Annotated in this window: 19 protein-coding genes; 8 read left to right on the top strand and 11 right to left on the bottom strand. The window is 72.5% G+C overall.

Annotation, left to right across the window (positions count from 1 at the left end):
* Window positions 1-48: 48 nt before the first annotated feature.
* Window positions 49-918 carry a PfkB family carbohydrate kinase gene (locus Q7T52_RS12635; protein WP_304803002.1) on the bottom strand — a complete coding sequence of 290 codons (870 nt, stop codon included), beginning with the start codon at window positions 916-918 and terminating at the stop codon, window positions 49-51.
* Window positions 919-949: 31 nt separating this feature from the next.
* On the opposite strand from Q7T52_RS12635, the gene Q7T52_RS12640 reads away from it, so the two are divergent.
* Genes Q7T52_RS12640 through Q7T52_RS12650 form a run of 3 tightly spaced genes read left to right on the top strand, consistent with a single transcriptional unit; the run spans window position 950 to window position 2,805 of the window.
* Window positions 950-1,342 carry a GntR family transcriptional regulator gene (locus tag Q7T52_RS12640; protein WP_304803004.1) on the top strand — a complete coding sequence of 131 codons (393 nt, stop codon included), beginning with the start codon at window positions 950-952 and terminating at the stop codon, window positions 1,340-1,342.
* A gap of 10 nt (window positions 1,343-1,352) precedes the next feature.
* Complete coding sequence (xseA, locus tag Q7T52_RS12645; RefSeq protein WP_304803006.1) at window positions 1,353-2,582, top strand: exodeoxyribonuclease VII large subunit; 1,230 nt, start codon at window positions 1,353-1,355, stop codon at window positions 2,580-2,582.
* Window positions 2,575-2,805, top strand: a complete 231-nt coding sequence (locus tag Q7T52_RS12650; RefSeq protein ID WP_304803008.1) for an exodeoxyribonuclease VII small subunit — start codon at window positions 2,575-2,577, stop codon at window positions 2,803-2,805. Before xseA ends, Q7T52_RS12650 begins: the two co-directional genes overlap by 8 nt.
* On the opposite strand, the gene Q7T52_RS12655 is transcribed toward Q7T52_RS12650, so the two are convergent.
* A complete protein-coding gene (locus Q7T52_RS12655) occupies window positions 2,774-3,376 on the bottom strand; it encodes a DUF4245 family protein (RefSeq protein WP_304803010.1) in 603 nt (200 codons plus the stop codon). The genes Q7T52_RS12650 and Q7T52_RS12655 overlap by 32 nt on opposite strands.
* 62 nt (window positions 3,377-3,438) lie before the next feature.
* Between Q7T52_RS12655 and Q7T52_RS12660 the strand changes: the two genes are divergently transcribed.
* On the top strand, window positions 3,439-4,674 hold the full coding sequence (locus tag Q7T52_RS12660; protein WP_304803012.1) for an SLC13 family permease: 1,236 nt from the start codon (window positions 3,439-3,441) through the stop codon (window positions 4,672-4,674).
* A gap of 36 nt (window positions 4,675-4,710) precedes the next feature.
* On the top strand, window positions 4,711-5,745 hold the full coding sequence (glpX, locus tag Q7T52_RS12665; protein ID WP_304803014.1) for a class II fructose-bisphosphatase: 1,035 nt from the start codon (window positions 4,711-4,713) through the stop codon (window positions 5,743-5,745).
* Between the two features lie 121 nt (window positions 5,746-5,866).
* On the opposite strand, the gene Q7T52_RS12670 is transcribed toward glpX, so the two are convergent.
* Window positions 5,867-6,694, bottom strand: coding sequence for a triacylglycerol lipase (locus Q7T52_RS12670; protein WP_304803016.1), 828 nt, complete (start codon window positions 6,692-6,694; stop codon window positions 5,867-5,869).
* Window positions 6,695-6,769: 75 nt separating this feature from the next.
* Here Q7T52_RS12670 and Q7T52_RS12675 point away from each other — a divergent pair, with 75 nt between their 5' ends.
* Entirely contained in the window at window positions 6,770-7,690 is a 921-nt protein-coding gene (locus tag Q7T52_RS12675) for an alpha/beta fold hydrolase (RefSeq protein ID WP_304803018.1), read from the top strand.
* Window positions 7,691-7,754: 64 nt separating this feature from the next.
* On the opposite strand, the gene Q7T52_RS12680 is transcribed toward Q7T52_RS12675, so the two are convergent.
* The 6 genes from Q7T52_RS12680 to Q7T52_RS12705 all read right to left on the bottom strand — a co-directional run bounded on the left by Q7T52_RS12680 (window position 7,755) and on the right by Q7T52_RS12705 (window position 15,452).
* A complete protein-coding gene (locus Q7T52_RS12680; RefSeq protein ID WP_304803020.1) occupies window positions 7,755-8,837 on the bottom strand; it encodes an ABC transporter ATP-binding protein in 1,083 nt (360 codons plus the stop codon).
* Between the two features lie 83 nt (window positions 8,838-8,920).
* Entirely contained in the window at window positions 8,921-9,832 is a 912-nt protein-coding gene (locus tag Q7T52_RS12685) for a hypothetical protein (RefSeq protein WP_304803022.1), read from the bottom strand.
* Window positions 9,825-11,933: an alpha-galactosidase gene (locus Q7T52_RS12690; RefSeq protein WP_304803024.1), complete on the bottom strand. Its 2,109-nt coding sequence runs from the start codon at window positions 11,931-11,933 to the stop codon at window positions 9,825-9,827. The genes Q7T52_RS12685 and Q7T52_RS12690 overlap by 8 nt, the downstream gene beginning before the upstream one ends.
* Window positions 11,930-12,865, bottom strand: coding sequence for a carbohydrate ABC transporter permease (locus Q7T52_RS12695; RefSeq protein ID WP_304803025.1), 936 nt, complete (start codon window positions 12,863-12,865; stop codon window positions 11,930-11,932). Before Q7T52_RS12695 ends, Q7T52_RS12690 begins: the two co-directional genes overlap by 4 nt.
* Window positions 12,862-14,088: a carbohydrate ABC transporter permease gene (locus Q7T52_RS12700; RefSeq protein ID WP_304803027.1), complete on the bottom strand. Its 1,227-nt coding sequence runs from the start codon at window positions 14,086-14,088 to the stop codon at window positions 12,862-12,864. The genes Q7T52_RS12695 and Q7T52_RS12700 overlap by 4 nt, the downstream gene beginning before the upstream one ends.
* A complete protein-coding gene (locus tag Q7T52_RS12705) occupies window positions 14,085-15,452 on the bottom strand; it encodes an ABC transporter substrate-binding protein (protein WP_304803029.1) in 1,368 nt (455 codons plus the stop codon). Before Q7T52_RS12705 ends, Q7T52_RS12700 begins: the two co-directional genes overlap by 4 nt.
* Before the next feature lie 274 nt (window positions 15,453-15,726).
* On the opposite strand from Q7T52_RS12705, the gene Q7T52_RS12710 reads away from it, so the two are divergent.
* Entirely contained in the window at window positions 15,727-16,719 is a 993-nt protein-coding gene (locus Q7T52_RS12710) for a LacI family DNA-binding transcriptional regulator (protein WP_304803031.1), read from the top strand.
* Window positions 16,720-16,773: 54 nt separating this feature from the next.
* On the opposite strand, the gene Q7T52_RS12715 is transcribed toward Q7T52_RS12710, so the two are convergent.
* Both Q7T52_RS12715 and Q7T52_RS12720 read right to left on the bottom strand, forming a co-directional pair.
* The gene (locus Q7T52_RS12715; RefSeq protein ID WP_304803033.1) at window positions 16,774-17,403 is read right to left on the bottom strand and encodes a DUF3105 domain-containing protein; all 630 of its coding nucleotides are present in this window, start codon (window positions 17,401-17,403) and stop codon (window positions 16,774-16,776) included.
* 315 nt (window positions 17,404-17,718) lie between these two features.
* Window positions 17,719-18,372 (bottom strand): DUF1707 domain-containing protein, encoded by a 654-nt coding sequence (locus Q7T52_RS12720; RefSeq protein ID WP_304803035.1) that lies wholly within the window; start codon window positions 18,370-18,372, stop codon window positions 17,719-17,721.
* 35 nt (window positions 18,373-18,407) lie between these two features.
* On the opposite strand from Q7T52_RS12720, the gene Q7T52_RS12725 reads away from it, so the two are divergent.
* Window positions 18,408-18,979: fumarate hydratase (locus tag Q7T52_RS12725; RefSeq protein ID WP_304803037.1), on the top strand; the 572-nt coding region annotated here is incomplete at its 3' end.

Genomic DNA, 18,979 nt, shown 5'->3' on the forward strand with positions numbered 1-18,979 from the left:
GGCGAAATGGCCCCTGAGACGTGTCTTGGGGGGCCACTTCGCCCGGGACTATCGCAGGTCGGCTCGCGTGGGCGGGTCGGCGCCCGGACGCGACACGGTGACCGCCGCGGCGCGGGCGGCGTGGGCGACGGTGGCGGCGGGGTCGAGGCCGTCCCAGAGGGCGTCGATGGTGGCGGCCGAGAAGGTGTCGCCGGCGCCGATGGTGTCGACGACGGTGGTGGCGGTCGCGCGTCCGACGACCGTCTCGTGGTCGGCGTACCAGGTGGCGCCCTCCTCGCCGCGCGTGACGACGACGGCCCGTGGGCCGAGGCCGCGCAGGTGGGTGGCCGCCTCGTCGAGGCCGAGGGAGGGGTAGAGGGCGGCGAGGTCCTCGTCGCTGGCCTTGACCACGTGGGCCCGGCGGCAGACGGACTCGACGCGACCCACCACCTCCGGGCCGGTGCCCGTGATGGCCGGGCGCGCGTTGACGTCGTAGGTCACCGTGGGCGGCGACGGCAGCTCGAGGAGCCGGTCGAGCAGGGCGAGCACGTCGTCGGCACCCGGCTCGAGGACCGCGCCGATCGAGCAGACGTGGACGTAGGCGGGGGTCGCGTCGAGGTCGACCGGCCCGATCCGCCAGTCGAGGTCGAAGACGTAGGTCGCCGACCCGTCGGGCCCGATCGTCGCCGCGGCCGACGAGGTGCGCGCCAGCACGTGCGGGTCGGTCGCGAGCACGACCCCGGACCCGGCCAGGTGCGCGGCGATGGCCCGGCCGCGCTCGTCGTCGGCGTACGACGTCACGAACTGGACCGCCCGACCGAGCCGCGCCAGCGCGACGGCGACGTTGGCGGCGCTGCCGCCGGGGCGCTCGACGGTCACGCCGTCGGCGTCGGTCACCACGTCGACCAGGGACTCACCGATCACGAGTGCGTAGGGCATCACCACGTCATACACCCTCTACCGTGCGAGGGTGACGATCCACCCCCTCGACGCCGACTCCGCGACCCCGCTCTATGAACAGCTGCGCGCGCAGGTCGCGAGCCGCGCCGCCACCGGTGACCTGCCGGCGGGCACGCGTCTCCCGACGGTGCGGCAGCTGGCGCTCGACCTCGGCATCGGGGTGCGGACCGTGCAGCGCGTCTACACCGAGCTCGAGTCCGACGGCGTCGTCGTCACCGAGGGCCGGCGCGGCACGTCGATCGCCGCCACGACCGTCCCGGGCGACGCGACCGAGATGGCCGAGGAGTACGCCGCCACCGCGCGTCGGCTCGGCCTGACGCTCCCCGAGGCCGTCCGGCTGCTCGAGCGGTCGTGGTCCGTCGGGTCTGTCGGGGCCGACGGGGCTGTCGGCGGCGACCAGTAGCCTCGCGCGCATGGCACTCGAGACGTCCCCCGAGCAGCCGGCACCCGTCCGGCAGGTGGCGCTCGCGATCTCGGGCTGGGTCGACCGCCTCGGCGCGATCTGGGTCGAGGGCCAGATCGCCCAGCTGAGCAAGCGGCCGGGGCTGCAGACGGTGTTCCTCACCCTGCGCGACTCGGTCGCCGACATCTCGGTGCCGGTCACCGCCACCCGCACGCTGGTCGACTCGATGAACCCGCCGCTGGTCGAGGGCGCGAGCGTGCTGCTGCACGCCAAGCCGTCCTACTACGCCAACCGCGGCACCCTGTCGCTGCAGGCCCGCGAGATCCGGATGGTCGGCCTCGGCGAGCTGCTGGCCCAGATCGAGCGTCGGCGTCAGCTGCTGGCGGCGGAGGGGCTCTTCGACCAGGCGCTCAAGCGCCGCCTGCCGTTCCTGCCGCGGCGCATCGGCCTGGTGACCGCGCCCAGGTCGGCGGCCGAGCGCGACGTGCTCGACAACGCGCGCCGGCGGTGGCCTGCGGCCGAGTTCACCGTGGCCCACGCGACCATGCAGGGCTCCCGTGCCGCCGGCGAGGTGATGGAGGCGCTGGCCCGGCTCGACCGCGACGACCAGGTCGACGTCGTCATCATCGCGCGCGGCGGCGGGTCCGTCGAGGACCTGCTGCCCTTCAGCGACGAGGGGCTGCTCCGCGCGGTCGCCGGGGTCCGCACGCCCGTCGTGTCGGCGATCGGCCACGAGCCCGACCAGCCGCTGCTCGACCTCGTCGCCGACGTCCGCGCGTCCACGCCGACCGACGCCGCCAAGCTCGTCGTGCCCGACGTCGCGGCCGAGGCCTTCGCCGTCGCGTCGGCCCGCGAGCGGCTCCGCTCCCTGGTGCTCACCACCGTCGCCCGCGAGCAGACCGGGCTCGACGCCCTCCGCTCCCGGCCGGCCCTCGCCGACCCGCGCACCCTCGTCGACCGCCGCACCGACGAGCTCGCCCAGCTGCGCGAGCGCGCCCGGCGGTGCCTGGGCCACCAGCTCGACCGGGCCGCCGACGACATCGGCCACCAGCGCGCCCGGGCCCGCGCCCTGTCCCCGCTCGCCACACTCGAGCGCGGCTACGCCGTCCTCCAGGATGCCGACGGCCACGTCGTCACCTCGGTCGGTGCGACCCACGCCGGGGCCGCCGTGAGCGTCCGGGTCGCCGACGGCCGCATCCACGCCGACGTCACCTCCACCCACAAGGAGCCCGATGCCTGACCAGACCGATCCCCCCGACGCGGGGCAGACCTACGAAGAGGCCCGCGAGGAGCTCATCGACGTCGTGCGCCGCCTCGAGGCCGGCGGCACGACGCTCGAGGAGTCGCTCGCGCTCTGGGAGCGGGGCGAGGCGCTCGCCACGACCTGCCAGGACTGGCTCGACGGGGCGCGTCAGCGCCTCGACGCGGTGATCACGAAGGAGACGACGACGCCGACGGGCTAGGCAGCGCGTCGGTGGTGAGGCGGCCGACGAGGTCGGCCAGGTCGCCCGCCGACACGGAGCCGTAGACGAGCACCGTCTGGCTGCCGACCTCGGCGCTGTAGGCGTGGTCGCCGTCCTCGTCGCTCCAGCCGTCCCAGCGGTCGGCGACCGAGCCGGCGGCGTCCCCGGTGAGCGGGTCCTCCTCGGCGGCGTCCTCCACGCCCGACTCCTCGAGCAGGTCCTCGACGTCCTCGTCGACCTGGCGCAGGCCGACGAAGTCCTTGTCGTCGGTGAAGAAGTTGATCTCGAGCCGCTGGTCCTGGCCCGGCTTGAAGCGCACCTCGGTCGAGCGCCACCCGTCGGGCAGGTCGGCCGGATAGACGACGTCGTCGAGCCCGTTGACCTGCAGGTCGAGCACCTGGGCGCGGTAGTCGACGTCGGGGATCGGCTGCACCGGCGGGTCGCTGAAGATGCTGCGATAGACGACGAACCCCACCACGACCAGGACGATCACGATCATCGCGCCGATCAGGCCCTCGAAGGAGCGGTTGTAGCGCCCGGCCTGTCCGGACGGCCCACCCTGCTCACTCACCCCGCCATCCTCCCAGGCGGCACCCCGCGGCCCGACACCCCCGTGGTGGGTAGGTTCGTCCGGTGCCGGTGGTCGATCTCCTCGCGGTCGCGGCGCTGGTGGCGCTGCTGGTCGTGGCCTACCGCCACCCGCGCCGCCGGGTCGAGGCGCTGGTCTCGGTCGGCGCGACCCTCGTCGTGGTCGCCACGGGCCTGGTCGGTCTCGACCACGCGCGCGAGACGGTGCTCGAGCTGGCGCCCGTGGTCGGGTTCCTGGTCGCGATCCTCGTCGTGGCGCAGGTCTGCGACCGGGCCGGGCTGTTCCAGGCGGGGGGCGGGCTGCTCCGCGGGGGCAGCGCGGTCCGGCTGCTCACGGTCGCCTTCCTGCTGGCGGCGGCCGTCACGGCGGTGCTCAGCCTCGACGCCACCGTCGTGCTGCTGACGCCCGTGGTCGTCGCGGCGGCCGCCGGGTCCGGTGTACCGGGTCGGCCGGCGGCCTACGCCTGCCTGCGGATGGCCAACTCCGCGTCGCTGCTGCTGCCGGTCTCCAACCTCACCAACCTCCTCGCACTGCCGTCGCTCGGGCTGACCTTCGCCGGGTTCGCGGCCACGATGGCGCCGGTCCTGGTCGTGGTGCTCGTCGTGGAGTACGCCGGGCTCCGCCTGCTCTTCCGCCGCGACCTGACCGTCACCGCACGCCCCGACCCGACGCCGGCCGTGCCGCTGCCGGTCGTGCCGACCGTCGTCGTCGGGCTGATGCTGGCCGGCTTCGCGGTCACCTCCCCGCTCGACGTCGACCCGGTCTGGGTCGCCGCCGCGGCGGCCGTCGTGCTGGTCGTCTGGGCGCGGCACCGGGGCCTGCTGGGGCTCGGCGACGCCGTCGCCGCCGCCCATCCCGAGTTCGCCCTCCTCGTGCTGGCGCTCGGGGTCGTGGTCGCGGCCCTCTCCGACGGGTTCCTCGGCGATGCCGTCGCCGACGTGGTGCCCGACGGGACGTCGTACGCCGCCCTGCTCGGGATCGCGCTCCTCGCGACCGTCCTCGCCAACGCGCTGACCAACCTCTCGGCGACCCTGCTGCTCGTCCCCCTGGTCGCGCCGCTCGGCGACGTGGCGGTGCTCGCCGCCCTGGTCGGGCTCAACGTGGGCTCCGGGCTGACGCTGTCGGGGTCGCTGGCCAACCTGTTGTGGCGTCGTACGCTCCGGGCCGACGGGCAGTCCGACGCCCGCACCACGTCGCTAGTCGAGTTCCACCGGGTCTCGCTGCTGCTGACCCCGGTGAGCCTGGTCGCGGCCGTGACCGTGCTCCACCTCGTGGCGTGAACCGGCGCCCGTCCGGCGGCGGATAACATCCGGCCTATGAGCCCGAGCGCCGTACCCCCGCAGTTCGAAGTCGCCCCCACCTCCCCCGACCGCAACCTCGCCCTCGAGCTGGTCCGGGTGACCGAGGCCGCCGCCATGGCCGCCGGCCGCTGGGTCGGCCGCGGCGACAAGAACGGCGCCGACGGCGTCGCGGTCAACGCGATGCGCATCATGATCTCGACCATCCAGATGCGCGGCACCGTGGTCATCGGCGAGGGCGAGAAGGACAACGCCCCGATGCTCTACAACGGCGAGGAGGTCGGCGACGGCACCGGCCCCGAGTGCGACGTCGCGGTCGACCCGATCGACGGCACCACGCTGACCGCCAAGGGTATGACCAACGCCGTGTCGGTGCTCGCCGTCGCCCCGCGCGGCTCGATGTACGACCCCTCGGCCGTCTTCTACATGGAGAAGCTCGTCACCGGCCCCGAGGCCGCCGACGTCGTCGACCTGCGGTTCCCGGTCGCCGAGAACATCCACCAGGTCGCCAAGGCCAAGGGCTCCAAGCCCTCCGACCTCACCGTCATGCTGCTCGACCGGCCGCGCCACCAGGGCATCGCCGAGGAGATCCGGGCGACCGGCGCGATGATCAAGTTCATCACCGACGGCGACGTCGCCGGGGCCATCGTGGCCGCCCGTGCCGACACCGGCATCGACCTGCTGCTCGGCACCGGCGGCACCCCCGAGGGCATCATCGCGGCCTGCGCGCTCAAGTGCACCGGCGGCGTCATCCAGGGCCGCCTGGTCCCCCAGGACGAGGCCGAGCACGAGAAGGCCGCCGCCGCGGGCCTCGAGATCGGCCCCGACGCCGTCCTCTCCACCGACGACCTCGTCACCGGCGACGACTGCTTCTTCGTCGCCACCGGCATCACCGACGGCGACCTGGTCCGAGGCGTCCGCTATCGCGCCGGCGGCGCCACCACCCACTCCCTCGTCATGCGCTCGCGCTCCGGCACCATCCGCTCCATCACCTCCGAGCACCGCCTCGAGAAGCTCCGCCCCTTCGCCGCGATCGACTTTGGCGGGTCCTGACCCCTCGACGTACGCCGAGTCGGCGCAGAGTTGAAGTCAGATCAGCGCGAGTCGGCGCAGAGACTCAGCAGCAGAGCCGACTCGCGCTCTTCTGACTCGTCATGTACGCCGAGTCGGCGGGTCATGCGATGCGGAGGCCCTCCTGGTGGGAGTCCATCTGGCGGTGGAGGGCGGCGGAGACGTGGTCGATGACGCGGGGGTCGAGGGCCATGCCGCAGTGGGAGGCGGTGACCTCGACGGGGACGGCGATCGGGTCGACGCAGGCGCGCCAGTCGACGATGCCGTCGCGCTTGGAGTAGAGCGCGGTGAAGCCGACCGACGCCGAGAGCGGTGAGCGACTCTCGTCGAAGCTCTGCCGGGCGCAGGAGCCCGCGACGCACTCCTCCGACATCAGCCCGGGCACGCCGGCCTTGCTGAGCCGGACCAGGGTGTCGACGCCCCACGACAGGGCGACGTGGTGGGCGGCCGGGGCGAGCATCGGGCTGCCCATGGTGACGATGCCGGCGACCAGGTCGGGCCGGCGTACGGCGACCCCGCGGGCGATCATGCCGCCGAGGCTGTGGCCGACGATCTGGACCCGGGTGCCGCGGCGCAGCGCGATCGCCTCGAGCCGCGACTCGAGCTGGGCGGCCGCGTTGAGCGTGCAGCCGACGTTGGCGTGGATGTGAGAGCGGTAGGTGCGGAAGCCGCGACCGCGCAGGGCACGTGCCATCAGCGACAGGGTGCCGTCGCCGGCCATGAAGCCCGGCACCAGGATGACCGGCTCGACGGCCCGCTCGACCGACCGGCCCGAGTAGGGACGAGCCCGGCGTGAGCGCCGCTCCTCGGCGGCTCGGGCGGCGTAGCGGCCGGCCTCGGTGACGACGCTGGTCTCGTGCAGCACGGCGGCCATGGAGGGCCGGCGGAAGCCCTCCGGGAGGAGGAAGGAGGCCAGCGGGCTGTCACTCATGTGACGCACGTTACGACCTCGACTCGTCTGTTCGGGGGAGATCCCAGCAGGTAAGAGGCCTGATTGAATGAAGGGGTGCCGACCCGATCCGAGCCCGTGACGTCCTCCGACGAGCTGTTCGCGCCCGTCTCCGCCGACGTCGAGCTGTGCTACCAGACCTTCGGCAGCTGCGAGGACGAGCCGCTGCTCCTGGTGATGGGCCTCGGCGCGCCGATGACGTGGTGGGACCTCGAGCTGTGCGAGATGCTGGCGCGCCAGGGGTTCTACGTCGTCCGCTTCGACAACCGTGACGCCGGCCGGTCCAGCCGCGGCCAGGGCCGGGTGACGCGTCGGATGCTGGTGCGCGCGTTCACCGGCCTGCCGGTGCGGGCGCCGTACTCCCTCGACGACATGGCGCGCGACGCCTTCGGCCTGCTCGACCACCTCGGCCTCGAGTCGGCGCACGTCGCCGGCGTGTCGATGGGCGGGATGATCGCGCAGTCGATGGCCCTGCAGGAGCCCGGCCGGGTCCGCTCGCTGGCGAGCATCATGTCGACGACCGGTCGCCGCACCGTCGGCTGGCAGCACCCCGTGCTGTTCCGCAACCTGCTCTCCAGCAGCCCCGGGCGCGACGGCTACATCCGCTCCAGCGTCGCGACCTGGAGGATGATCGGCTCGCCGGGCTATCCCAAGACCCAGGACGACATCGAGCAGCGCGCGGCCGAGACCTACGACCGCGGCGTGTCGCTGGCGGGGCTGACCCGTCAGATGGCGGCGATCGTCAGCACCACGGACCGTACGCCGCGGCTGCGCGGGCTCCAGGTGCCCACCGTCGTGGTGCACGGGCTCGCCGACAAGATGGTCCATGTCTCCGGCGGCCGCGCGACCGCATCGGCCGTCCCGGGCGCCGACCTGCTGCTCGTCGACGGCATGGGCCACGACCTGCCGCCCCAGCTCTTCGAGACGTTCGTGCAGGCGATCACGGCCAACACGCGCCGCGCCCTCCCCCGAGCCTGAGCCTGAGCCTGAGCCTGAGAAGGACGCTGACCCGTCGTAGATCTACGACGGGTCAGCGCTCCCGCTACTGCGACAGGCGGGCCCCGGTGTCGGTGTCGAACACGTGGACCTGGGCCGGGTCGGTCGTCACGTGGATCGTGTCGCCCTTGTGGACCTTGTCGCGGCCGTTGACCCGCACGATGATGTTGGCGGGCGTGCCCTCGACCCCGGACGAGCCGTAGACGAAGCCGTCGGCGCCGAGCTCCTCGACGACGGTGACCCGGACGGGGAGACCGCCGTCCTCGGCCGAGACGATGCGCCACGACTCGGGGCGCACGCCGACGGTGATGTTGCCGCTCATCTTCTGCGCGGCGGTGTCGTCGACCGGGACGACGTAGTCGCCGATCTGGGCACGGCCGTTGACGGCGGTGGCCTCGAGCAGGTTCATCTGCGGGGAGCCGATGAAGCCGGCGACGAAGAGGTTGACCGGCCGGTCGTAGAGACCGAGCGGGGTGTCGACCTGCTGGAGCAGGCCGTCCTTCATCACCGCGACCCGGTCGCCCATCGTCATGGCCTCGACCTGGTCGTGGGTGACGTAGACCGTCGTGACCCCGAGGTCGGCCTGCAGCTTGGCGATGTCGGTGCGGGTCTGCACGCGCATCTTGGCGTCGAGGTTGGACAGCGGCTCGTCCATGCAGAAGACCTGCGGGCTCCGGACGATCGCGCGGCCCATCGCGACGCGCTGGCGCTGGCCACCGGAGAGGGCCTTGGGCTTGCGCTCGAGGTACTCCTCCAACCCCAGGATGCGGGCCGCCTCGGCGACACGCTTCTTGCGCTCGGCGTCGGGGACCTTGGCCATCTTGAGCGCGAACCCCATGTTGTCGGCGACCGACATGTGGGGGTAGAGCGCGTAGTTCTGGAACACCATCGCGATGTCGCGGTCCTTGGGCGGCAGCTTGGTGATGTCGCGGTCGCCGATGAAGATCTTGCCGTCGTTGACCTCCTCGAGCCCGGCGAGCATCCGCAGGGTCGTCGACTTGCCGCACCCGGACGGGCCGACGAGGACCATGAACTCGCCGTCCTTGATCTCCAGGTCGATGCCGGGGACGGCGGCCTTGTCGGCCCCGGGGTACCAGCGTTGTGCCTTCTCGAACGTCACTGTTGCCATGTTGTGTTGCTCCCTCCACCGGCAGGTACGTGCCGGACGATCCGTTGTGAAGTGACCCCAGTCACACTAGCCCTGCGCGCGGCTCACGTAAACGTTTGCAGGCCGCGATCGTCCGGCCGCCAGCCGACCCGGACCGGGTCGGTCACCCCGCCGACGAAGCGGCCGTCGGCCCCGGTGTGGCGGAAGGCCAGCAGCGCCGGCCCGTCGGGGCCGGGGACGACGTCGCCGACGTAGAGCTCCTCCCCCACCAGGCGTACGGCGGACGCGACGTCGACCGGCCGGCCGGGACCCTCGAGGGGGACCGACCACACCCCGCCGTCGCCGGGCGCTGCCCCGGGCATCTCCGTGCCCAGGCACGAGAAGAGGAGCGCGCCGCGACCGTCGACCTCGACGACGCGGACCACCTCGAGCTGGTCGAAGCGACCGGTCGCGGCGCTCAGCGGCGGCCCGACGTCCCAGCTCACGAGGTCGGACGACGTCGCGTGCCCGACCACGCCGCCGCCCCTCCCGACCCCGGTCTTGGCCGTGACCAGCATGTGCCAGAGCCCGTCGTCGCCGCGCACCACGCAGGGGTCGCGCCAGTGCACCTCGTCGTCGAGGCGGTAGAACCGCGGGTCGGCCTCGAGCACCAGGTCGGTGCGCGTCCAGGTGACGAGGTCGTCGGACCACGAGGAGCCGATCCGCTGCACCGCCGGCCCGGTCGCGCGCGTGATGCCGGAGGTGAACATCCACCAGCGGCCGTCGTCGGCGCGCGCGACGCTGCCCGTCCAGCAGGCCAGGTCGTCGAAGGCCGGCGGCGGCTGGGGCGCCAGCGCGTCGGTGAGCCGGGTCCACGTCACCAGGTCGGTCGACACCGCGTGGCCGACCGCCGCGTGCTCGTGGCGCCGGTCGGGGTCGCCGAGCGAGCGCGGCGCGTGCAGGAAGAACAGGTGGGTGCGCTCCCCCTCGCGACAGGTCCAGAAGTCCCAGACCCAGTCGTCCGGCAGGTCAAGCATCCGCGACCACGTGCAGCACGCGCGCCGTCTCGGGCAGCAGCACCGGCAGGCGTACGCCGAGCGCACCGAGCGCCGACCCGGCGGCGACGTGCCCGTGCCCGTCGAGCCAGCTCGCCCCGATGTGGCCCTTGGCCTGGTGGCCCGCCGGGGTCACGTCGCGCACGGCGTAGCGCCGCGAAGGGTCGAGCCCGGGCAGGGTCACCGGGGTGGGGCCCTGGGTGAGGGTCGAGTCGACCAGCGCGACGACGTACCACGCCTCGGCGCGGTCGGGCGCGACGATCCCGGTGGTGACGACGGCGGGGTCGGGGTGGTCGCCACGGACCAGGCGCCCGGTGGCGAGCAGCGGCCGGAGCCGCTGGTGGAGCCGCACCCACTCCCCCAGCTCGGCGCGCTGGTCGGCATCGAGGCCGCGCACGTCCCACTCGATGCCGAGGTGGCCGAGCAGGGCCGTCGCGGCGCGGAACCCCAGCGTGTGACGGCGTCCGGTGGTGTGGGCGACCGGGCCGCCGACGTGGGCGCCCAGCCGCTCGGGCGGGACGAGGAGCGAGGTCCACCGCTGGATGCGCTGGCGTTCGACGGCGTCGATGGTGTCGCTGGCCCAGACCCGGTCGGTGCGGGCGAGCACGCCGAGGTCGACGCGTCCGCCGCCGCTGGCGCAGGTCTCGATCTCGAGGTCGGGGCGGGTAGCACGGAGCTCGTCGAGCAGGGCGTAGAACGCCGTCGTCTGGCCGTGGACGGCCGCGCCCACGTCGACGAGGTCGCGGTTGTGGTCCCACTTGAGGAAAGCGATGGGGTAGGCGTCGAGCAGCGCCAGCAGGGCGTCGCGCACGTGGGCGTAGGCCGCGGGCACCCGCAGGTCGAGCACCTGCTGGTGGCGCCACTCGTCGGGCAGGTCGGCGCGACCACGCAGCACCCAGTCGGGGTGGGCGCGCACGAGGTCGCTGTCGACGTTGACCATCTCGGGCTCGACCCAGAGCCCGAAGTCCATGCCCGCCTGGTGGACGTGGTCGACCAGCGGGTGCAGGCCCTGCGGCCAGACGGCGGGGTCGACGGTCCAGTCACCGAGGCCGGCCCGGTCGTCGCGCCGGCCCAGGAACCAGCCGTCGTCGAGCACGAACCGCTCGGCCCCCACCTCGGCCGCGGCGTCGGCGAGCGCGGTGAGCCCGGCGAGGTCGTGGTCGAAGTAGGTGGCTTCCCACGTGTTGACGAGCACCGGGCGCGGCCGGGTCAGCGGGCGGGTGCGCCGCAGCCAGGCGTGGAACCGGGCGCTGACGCCGTCGAGCCCGTCGGCGGCGTAGGACCCCACCAGCGCGGGCGAGGCGTAGGACGCCCCCGGCTCGAGGACGACCTCGCCGTCGGCGAGCAGCTCGCCGCCGCCGAGCAGGCACTCGCCCTCGGGCGTGCGCTCGGCGTAGGCCGCGTGGTCGCCGCTCCAGGCCACGTGGGTCGCCCAGACCTCGCCGTGACCGAACCCGAAGCCGGGCGTGCCGGCCGCGAGCAGGAGCGACGCGTCGTGACCGGTGCGACCGTGACGCCCCTCGCGCAGGTGGGTGCCGATCCGCCACGGGCCGCGCTGCGGCGTCCGCTCGCGGGTCCAGCGGCCGGTGAGGTCGAGCAGCTCGGTCGCCCGCGCGGCCACGGGCAGCGCGTTGCGCACCTGGCCGAGCACCAGGGCGCCCGTCCCGACGTTGGTCACGGTCGTGCGCAGGAGGACGAGACCCTCGGGCGTGAGCCCGAGGTCGACGTCGACCGCCCAACCCGCCTCGTCGTCGGTCGACGAGACCCGGACGCCGACGGCCGGGTCGTCGTGGGGCGCCCACGTCCAGGACCGCAGCCGGGGAGCCACCGACGCCCCGCCCGGCCGCCAGCCGGTGAGCCCCGGCAGGCCCGTGAAGCCCGAGCCGGCCTCGCCGACGACGCCCCGCAGGCGCGGGGCGTCGAGGGCCGAGTGGGGGGTGGCAGGTGTGTGCAGGGCGAGCAGCGACTCGACGTCGTCGTCGGCGAGGTCGCCGAGCGCAGCACCCCAGTGCAGGAGGACTGGCACACCTGACGGGGAGGGCGCGAGCACGACGCTCACGCCCTCCCGGGTCAGGTGGGTCATCCCTTGACGGCTCCGGAGGTGAGACCGCGCACGAAGTAGCGCTGGAGCGCGAAGAACACGATCATCGGGATCGCGATCGAGATGAACGCGCCCGCCGGCAGCAGCTCGGTGCCCTGCCCCTGCGCCCCGAGCAGACCCTGCAGGTCGACGATGACCGTGCTGTTGTCGGAGTTGAGGAACAGCTTGGCGATGAGCAGGTCGTTCCACACCCAGAGGAACTGCAGGATGGCGAAGGCGGCCAGGGCCGGCACCGACATCGGGACGATCAGCTTCCAGAAGGTCTGGAAGTGCGTGGCCCCGTCGATCTTGGCCGACTCGATGACCGTCTTGGGCAGGGTCGCCATGTAGTTGCGCAGGGTGTAGATGGCCAGCGGCATGCCGAACCCGGTGTGGAGCAGCCACACCGCGATGAACTCGCCCTGGATGCCGAGGCCGTTGGGGCCGACCAGGTTGAGCAGCGGCTGGAAGGCCACCTGGATCGGGACCACCATGACCGCCACGATCGCGATGAACAGCAGGTCCTTGCCCCGGAAGTCCATGAACGAGAACGCGTAGGCCGCGAACGCGGCGAACATGATCGGGATGATCGTGGCCGGGACCGCGACGAGCACGCTGTTGAGCAGCGAGCCGCCGAGGTCGGCGCCCTCGAAGACACCCTTGTAGTTCTCGACGGTCCAGCCGCCGTTCCACAGGGCCGTCCACCAGCCCGTGCCGCCCTGCGCCTCGCGCGAGCGGAACGAGGTGACGAGGAGCCCGATGGTGGGCAGGGTCCACAGCACGCAGACCACGGCCATCGTGATGATCGAGAACGGGCTGCGCCGACGGCCGTCGGCCATCAGCCCCTTCTGCATGCGTGGGCGTCGTCCGGTCTCCTCGGCGGTGGGCGAGGTGATCGCCGCCTCGGCGGTCGGAGCCTTGCTGAGGTCGGTCATCGGCCGGCCTCCTCTCTGCGGAAGTGGCGGACCTGGTAGATGAGCACGGGGGTGACCGCGAGCAGCAGCACGACGACGATCGACGAGGCGACGCCGGCGTTGTCGGACTGGAAGAGCTGCTTGAAGAACAGGTTGGCCACCACCTGGGTCTCGTTGCGGCCGTTGGTCAGCACGTAGACGATGTCGAAGACCTTGAGGACCAGGATCAGCACGGTGATGAACACCGTGATGATCGTGCCCTTGATCTGGGGCACGACGACCTTGGTGAAGATCTGGAACTCGCTGGCCCCGTCGATGCGGGCCGCCTCGAGGGTGTCCTCGGGGACGCCCTTGATCGCCGACGACAGCAGGATCATCGCGAACCCGACCTGGAGCCAGACCAGGATCACCATCAGCAGGATCGAGTTGAGCCGCAGGCCCGACTCCTGGAGCCACGTCTGCGGGCTGCCCCCGAGTGCTCGCCAGATGGCGTTGAGCAGACCGGTCGGCGACTCCGAGGGGTCGTCGTAGGCGTAGACCAGGGTCCAGATCGCCGAGGCCCCGACGAACGAGATGGCCATCGGCAGGAAGATCGTGCTCTTGGCGATCTTCTCGCCCTGGGCCGAGAGCCGGTCGACGAGCACGGCGATGATGAGCCCGATGAAGACGACCACCGCGGGCACGATGAGCAGCCAGAGGATGTTGTTGAAGATCGCCTGGCGGAACTCGGAGTCACCGAAGATCTCGCGGTAGTTGTCGAGCCCGACGTATTCAGTGCTGTCGGCGTTGGCGAAGGAGTAGTTGATGGTCTGGATCGCCGGGTAGAGCAGCATCACCGCCATCAGCCCGAAGCCCGGGAGCAGGAACGCGTAGGGGATGACCCCGCGCGAGAGCCGGCCGGGCATGCCCTCGACGAACATGTTGAGGAAGAAGAACATCAGGTAGGCGCCGCCCACCCCGATGACCAGGGCCAGGACGCCGATGAGCAGCTTGCTGTCGGCGAACCACTCGGGGTGGTAGGCGAAGGCCAGGAAGGCGTTGGCGGCGAACCAGACGACCGCGATGAGCCCGACCAGGCCGAGCAGGAGGCGCGCGACGTTGGCCCGCTCGCTGGTGCCGCCCGCGTCGTGGGGCCCCGGGGGCGCGGGCGGCGGGGTGCCGCCCGGCTCCTGGGGCGACTCGCCGTCGCGCTCGTGGCGTCCCGGCTTGCCCGGCCGGGTCCGGGAGTCGATCGAGGTGCTCATTCGGGCCACGAGTCCTCGATCGACTTGGTGGCCTCCTCGGAGGAGGCCCCCTCGACCCACTCGACCATGCCGGTCCAGAACGAGCCCGAGCCGACCTCGGCCGGCATCACGTCGGAGCCGTCGAACACCGCGAACGGCGCGTCGGCCGCGATCGCGGCGATGTCCTTGGTCGTCTGGTCGGGGTAGTTGCTGGAGTCGAAGGTCTTGTGCGGCGAGAGCCAGCCACCGGCCTGCGCCCACTCGACCCCGAACTTGTCGGAGGTCAGGAACTGCATGACCTTCTGGGAGTCCTCGTCGTTGCCGTTGAAGAGCGCGGCGTAGTCGGCGCCGACGAGCACCGGCGGGGCCTCGCCCTCGGCGGGCGCCTCCTTGGACGGGAACGTGAAGACCCCGGTGTACTTGTCGAGGTCGGTCTGCACGTTGTTGGGCTCGGTCGGGAAGAACGTCGCGGCGAAGCTGCCCTGGCGCTCGATCAGGCAGCGCGGCGGGCTGTCGTTGAAGGCCGGGAACATGGCTTCCTGGACGGGGGTGTTGATGATGCCCTTGGCGCCGCCGAGCACGGTGCCGTCGCCCTTGGCGATGCGGCCGAACGCGTCGAACGCCTCGACGACCTTGGGGTCGTCGAACGGCACCTTGTGGAAGATCCAGTCGTTGTAGAAGTCCTCGCCCTGGGTCGAGAGCACCAGCTGCTCGATCCAGTCGGTGCCGACCCAGCCCGTGGCCTGGTCGGCGTCCCAGGCCATGCACCACGGCGTGGTGCCGTCGGCCTTGATCTGGTCGGCCAGGGCGTAGAGCTCGTCGAGGGTCTGGGGCACCTTGTAGCCGGCCTTGTCCCAGGCCTCCTTCTCGTACCAGACGACGCTCTTGTTGGCGAGGCGCACCGGGGCGCCGTAGAGGCGGCCGTTGAGGTTGGTGTAGTCGAGCAGCCCGGGGACCAGCGAGTCGTTGAGGGCGTCGTAGTCGAGGAACGTGTCGATCGGCTGGATGGCGCCCTTCCTGGCCTGGTCGAGCAGACCGCCCGGCTGCGGGAAGAACGCGATGTCGGGCGGGTCGCTCGCGGCGACCTTGGTCTGGATCGTGGTGGTGAAGTCGGTGTCCTCGGTGTACTTGATGTCGATGCCGGACTCGTCCTCGAACGCCTTGAGCGAGGCCTCGAAGTTGTCCTTCTCGACGCCACCGAAGGCGCCGAGGATGGTCACGACGTTGTCGCCGTCCTCCTGGGCGTTGTCGACGTAGCCCTCGAGCCCAGCGGCTCCGGCCCCCGTCTCGTTGGGATCCTGCAGGCAGCCGGACAGCGCGAACGCCACCATCGATGCGGTGGCGATCGCGGCGAGCCGGCGACTCCTGGAACGCGGTCTGTTCATGAACTTCCCCTCCCGAGGGCCTCTGCTGTGGCGCCCATCACATGCGGTAGGCACGTTCTTACTACTGCTTCAGGCGGGTGTCCATCGCCCCGGGGCGTTTTCCGCAAACGTTTGCGCTGATCGTGACCTCGGTGTGACCGCCGCCACAATCAGCAGGCTCCCAGGCCTTACGTCACCGGGTCCGGCGTGGCACGCTGCGGGGATGGACGGTGCGATACGTCCGAGATCGGTGCGTCCCCGTGGGGAGGGCGGAGGCGCTCTCGACCCGGCGAACATGGCCGACGTGGCCCGGCTGGCCGACGTCTCGATCGCCACGGTGTCACGGGCCCTGCGCGGCCGGCCCGGCGTGAGCGCGCCGACCCGCGACCGCATCCTCGCGGCCGCCGACCAGCTCGCCTACGTCATCTCCCCCGCGGCCTCCGGCCTGTCGCAACGGTCGACGCGACGGATCGCGGTCGTCGTGCCCCGGCTCGACGCGTGGTTCCAGGCCAGCATGGTCGCCGCCATCGAGGAGACCGTCCGCGACGTCGACGTCGACCTGATCGTCTACCAGGTCGACGGCGAGACCCAGCGGCGTCGGTTCTTCCAGCACCTGCCGTCGCGGCGCAAGGTCGACGCGGTCGTGCTGGTCGCTCTGCCGCTGCGCGCCGAGGAGGAGGAGCGGCTCGACCTGCTCGGCGTCGACGTGATCGTCGCCGGCGGGCGGCTGCGCGACTACCCCCACGTCGAGGTCGACGACCGGGCGCTGGCCCTGGCCGCCACCGGCCACCTGCTCGACCTCGGCCACGTCCGCGTCGGGCTGATCCGCACCCTCGACACCGAGGGCGCCGTGTGGTCCTCCGACGTACGACGACTGCAGGGCTACGCCGACGCCCACGACGCCGCGGGCGTGCCGCTCGACGAGGACCTGGTGGTCAGCGAGCCCTACGGCGTCACGTCCGGTGCGGCCGGGCTCGCCCGGCTGCTCGCGCTGCCGCGGCCCCCGACGGCCGTCTTCTGCTACTCCGACGAGATCGCGGTCGCGGCCTGGAGCGAGCTCGGCCGGCGCGGGCTGCGGGTCCCGGGGCAGATGTCGGTCGTCGGCGTCGACGGCCACCCGCTGTCGGGCCTGTTCGGGATCACCACGATCGACCAGGGGGTCCCCGACCAGGGCCGGATCGCGGCCCAGATGGCGCTGCGGCTGATGGACGGCGAGGTGCTCACCGAGTCCGTCGTCCGCGTGCCGTGGACGCTCGTCGACCGGGGGTCGACCGGCCCGCCCGCCTGAGGCCGCCTGAGGGCGGCTGAGTCCGGCTGCGGTCAGGCTGAGGTCAGGCTGCGGTCAGGCGGTGGGCGGTCCCACCGCGGTGCCGCCCGCGCAGGACGCGAACGCCTCCGGTGCGGTGACGCCGTCGTCGAACTCCTCGACGAAGAGCGGCAGCCGCGGGTCGTCGGCCCCGGTGAGCGCCAGCTGGCGTCCCCAGACGGTGACGACCACCGGGGCGGGCAGGCCGTCGTAGGGCGACATGATGCCGTTCTGCGGGAGCTGGGCCTCGAGCGCGGCCACGTCGTCGTCGGCCAGCGCGGGGTCGTAGGTGATCCACACGGCGCCGTGCTCGAGGTCGTGCACGGCGTTCTCGTCGACCACGGGCTCGTCGTAGGCGCCGCACTCGAGCCACTCGCCGAAGTGCTCGCCGCCGACCGGCGGGGTCTGGGCATAGTCGACCGGGTCGGTGACGTGGGTCGTCGGCAGGTCTTCATAGCTCTGCACGTCGCTGAGGTCGGACGTGTCGGGCTCGGACGACGCCGTACCGGTGCCGGTGTCGGTGTCGGTGTCGGACCCGGTTGACGACGAGCTCTCGGTGCCCCGGTCGGCGCCGGCGTCGTCGGGCCCGTCGTCGTCCCCCAGCAGGACGAGCGGGACGACGACGGCGGCGGCCACCACCACGAGCGCCGCGACGACCGCCAGCACGAGCCGGGTCCGCCGCGGCTTCCCCGGCGGGGGGCCGGGCGTCCAGCCGCCGGGGCCGCCCGGGCCGCCGGGCGGTGGGTAGGACGGGCTCGACGGGTCGGACGGGGAGGACGAAGGCGCGTACGCCGGCGGCGGTTGGTACGACGGCGGCGGTTGGTACGACGGCGGCCCGCTCGGGGGCCCGCTCGGTGGGTTGCCCCAAGGGGGTCCGTCGGGGGCCGGGGGCTGGTTGCTCACGGGGTCAACGCTGCCACGTCGGCCGCAAGGTCAGCCGCAGGGTCAGCCGCGGGGTCAGCCGCGGGGTCAGCCGAAGGGTCAGTGGAGCCGGTGCGGCTTGCGTCCGTCGGGCAGGCCACCGCGGCCCTTGCGGTGCTTGCGCTCGACCGAGACGCCGCCCCAGACGGCGATGCCGCGGACCCGGAGGACGGGAGCGTCGTCGGCGAGCTCGGAGTCGACGAGCCCGGACGGCGCGGAGTAGCCGCCCATGATGCCGGTGCCCTCGACCACGACGTCGACGTCGGGCCCGACCACGATCGAGGCGCCGCCCATGAAGGCGTTGACGGTCAGCACGCACTCCCCCGTCGTCCACCGTGCCTCGCGCAGGTCGAGGTCGGCGCCGCCCATGATGCAGGTGATGGTCATCGCGGCGGGCACGGTCCAGACGCCCTTGCGCTCGAGGCCGCTCATGATCGCGAGGTGCCGGACGGGCCTGGCCTCCCCCTCGACCCCGCCGGTGGTCGCCGGGGCGGCCTCGGGCTGGGCCCGGGCCGGCGTCGGTGCGGACGGCAGGTCGCTCGTGAGGGGGACGAGGTCGGCGTAGGTACGGGCGGCGTAGGTCGCCTCCAGGCGCTCGTCGAGCTCCTCGAGGTCGATCCGGCCGGAGCCGGCAGCGTCGCGCAGGATCTCGGCGACCGCGTGGCGCTCGGCGTCCGAGATGCGGAGGTCGGGCGTCCGGTCGGGCTCGGTCACGGACCCAGCCTACGCAGCAACTACGCTCGACGGTCGTGAGCACCGCAGCCGCTTCCGGTCCCGAGTTCCGCTACTCCGACCTCCTGCCGACCGGACCGGACGAGACGCCCTACCGGCTGGTCACCACCGAGGGCGTGTCGACGGTCGAGGTCGACGGCCAGACGTTCCTCCGGGTCGCGCCCGAGGCGCTGCAGCGTCTGACGGCCGAGGCGATGCACGACATCAGCCACTACCTGCGGCCCGCCCACCTCGCCCAGCTGCGGCGGATCATCGACGACCCCGAGGCGTCGGGCAACGACCGGTTCGTCGCGCTCGACCTGCTCAAGAACGTCAACATCTCCGCCGGCGGCGTGCTGCCGATGTGCCAGGACACCGGCACCGCGATCGTGATGGGCAAGAAGTCCGAGGGGGTGCTGACCGGCATCGACGACGGCGAGGCGATCTCGCGTGGCGTCTACGACGCCTACACCAAGCTCAACCTGCGCTACTCCCAGCTGGCACCGCTGACGACGTACGAGGAGAAGAACACCGGCACCAACCTGCCGGCCCAGATCGAGCTCTACTCGACGCCGGTGGGCGCGAGCGGCAAGCCGGAGTACAAGTTCCT

The organism is Nocardioides sp. (genome assembly GCF_030655615.1).
Taxonomy (GTDB): Bacteria; Actinomycetota; Actinomycetes; order Propionibacteriales; family Nocardioidaceae; genus Nocardioides.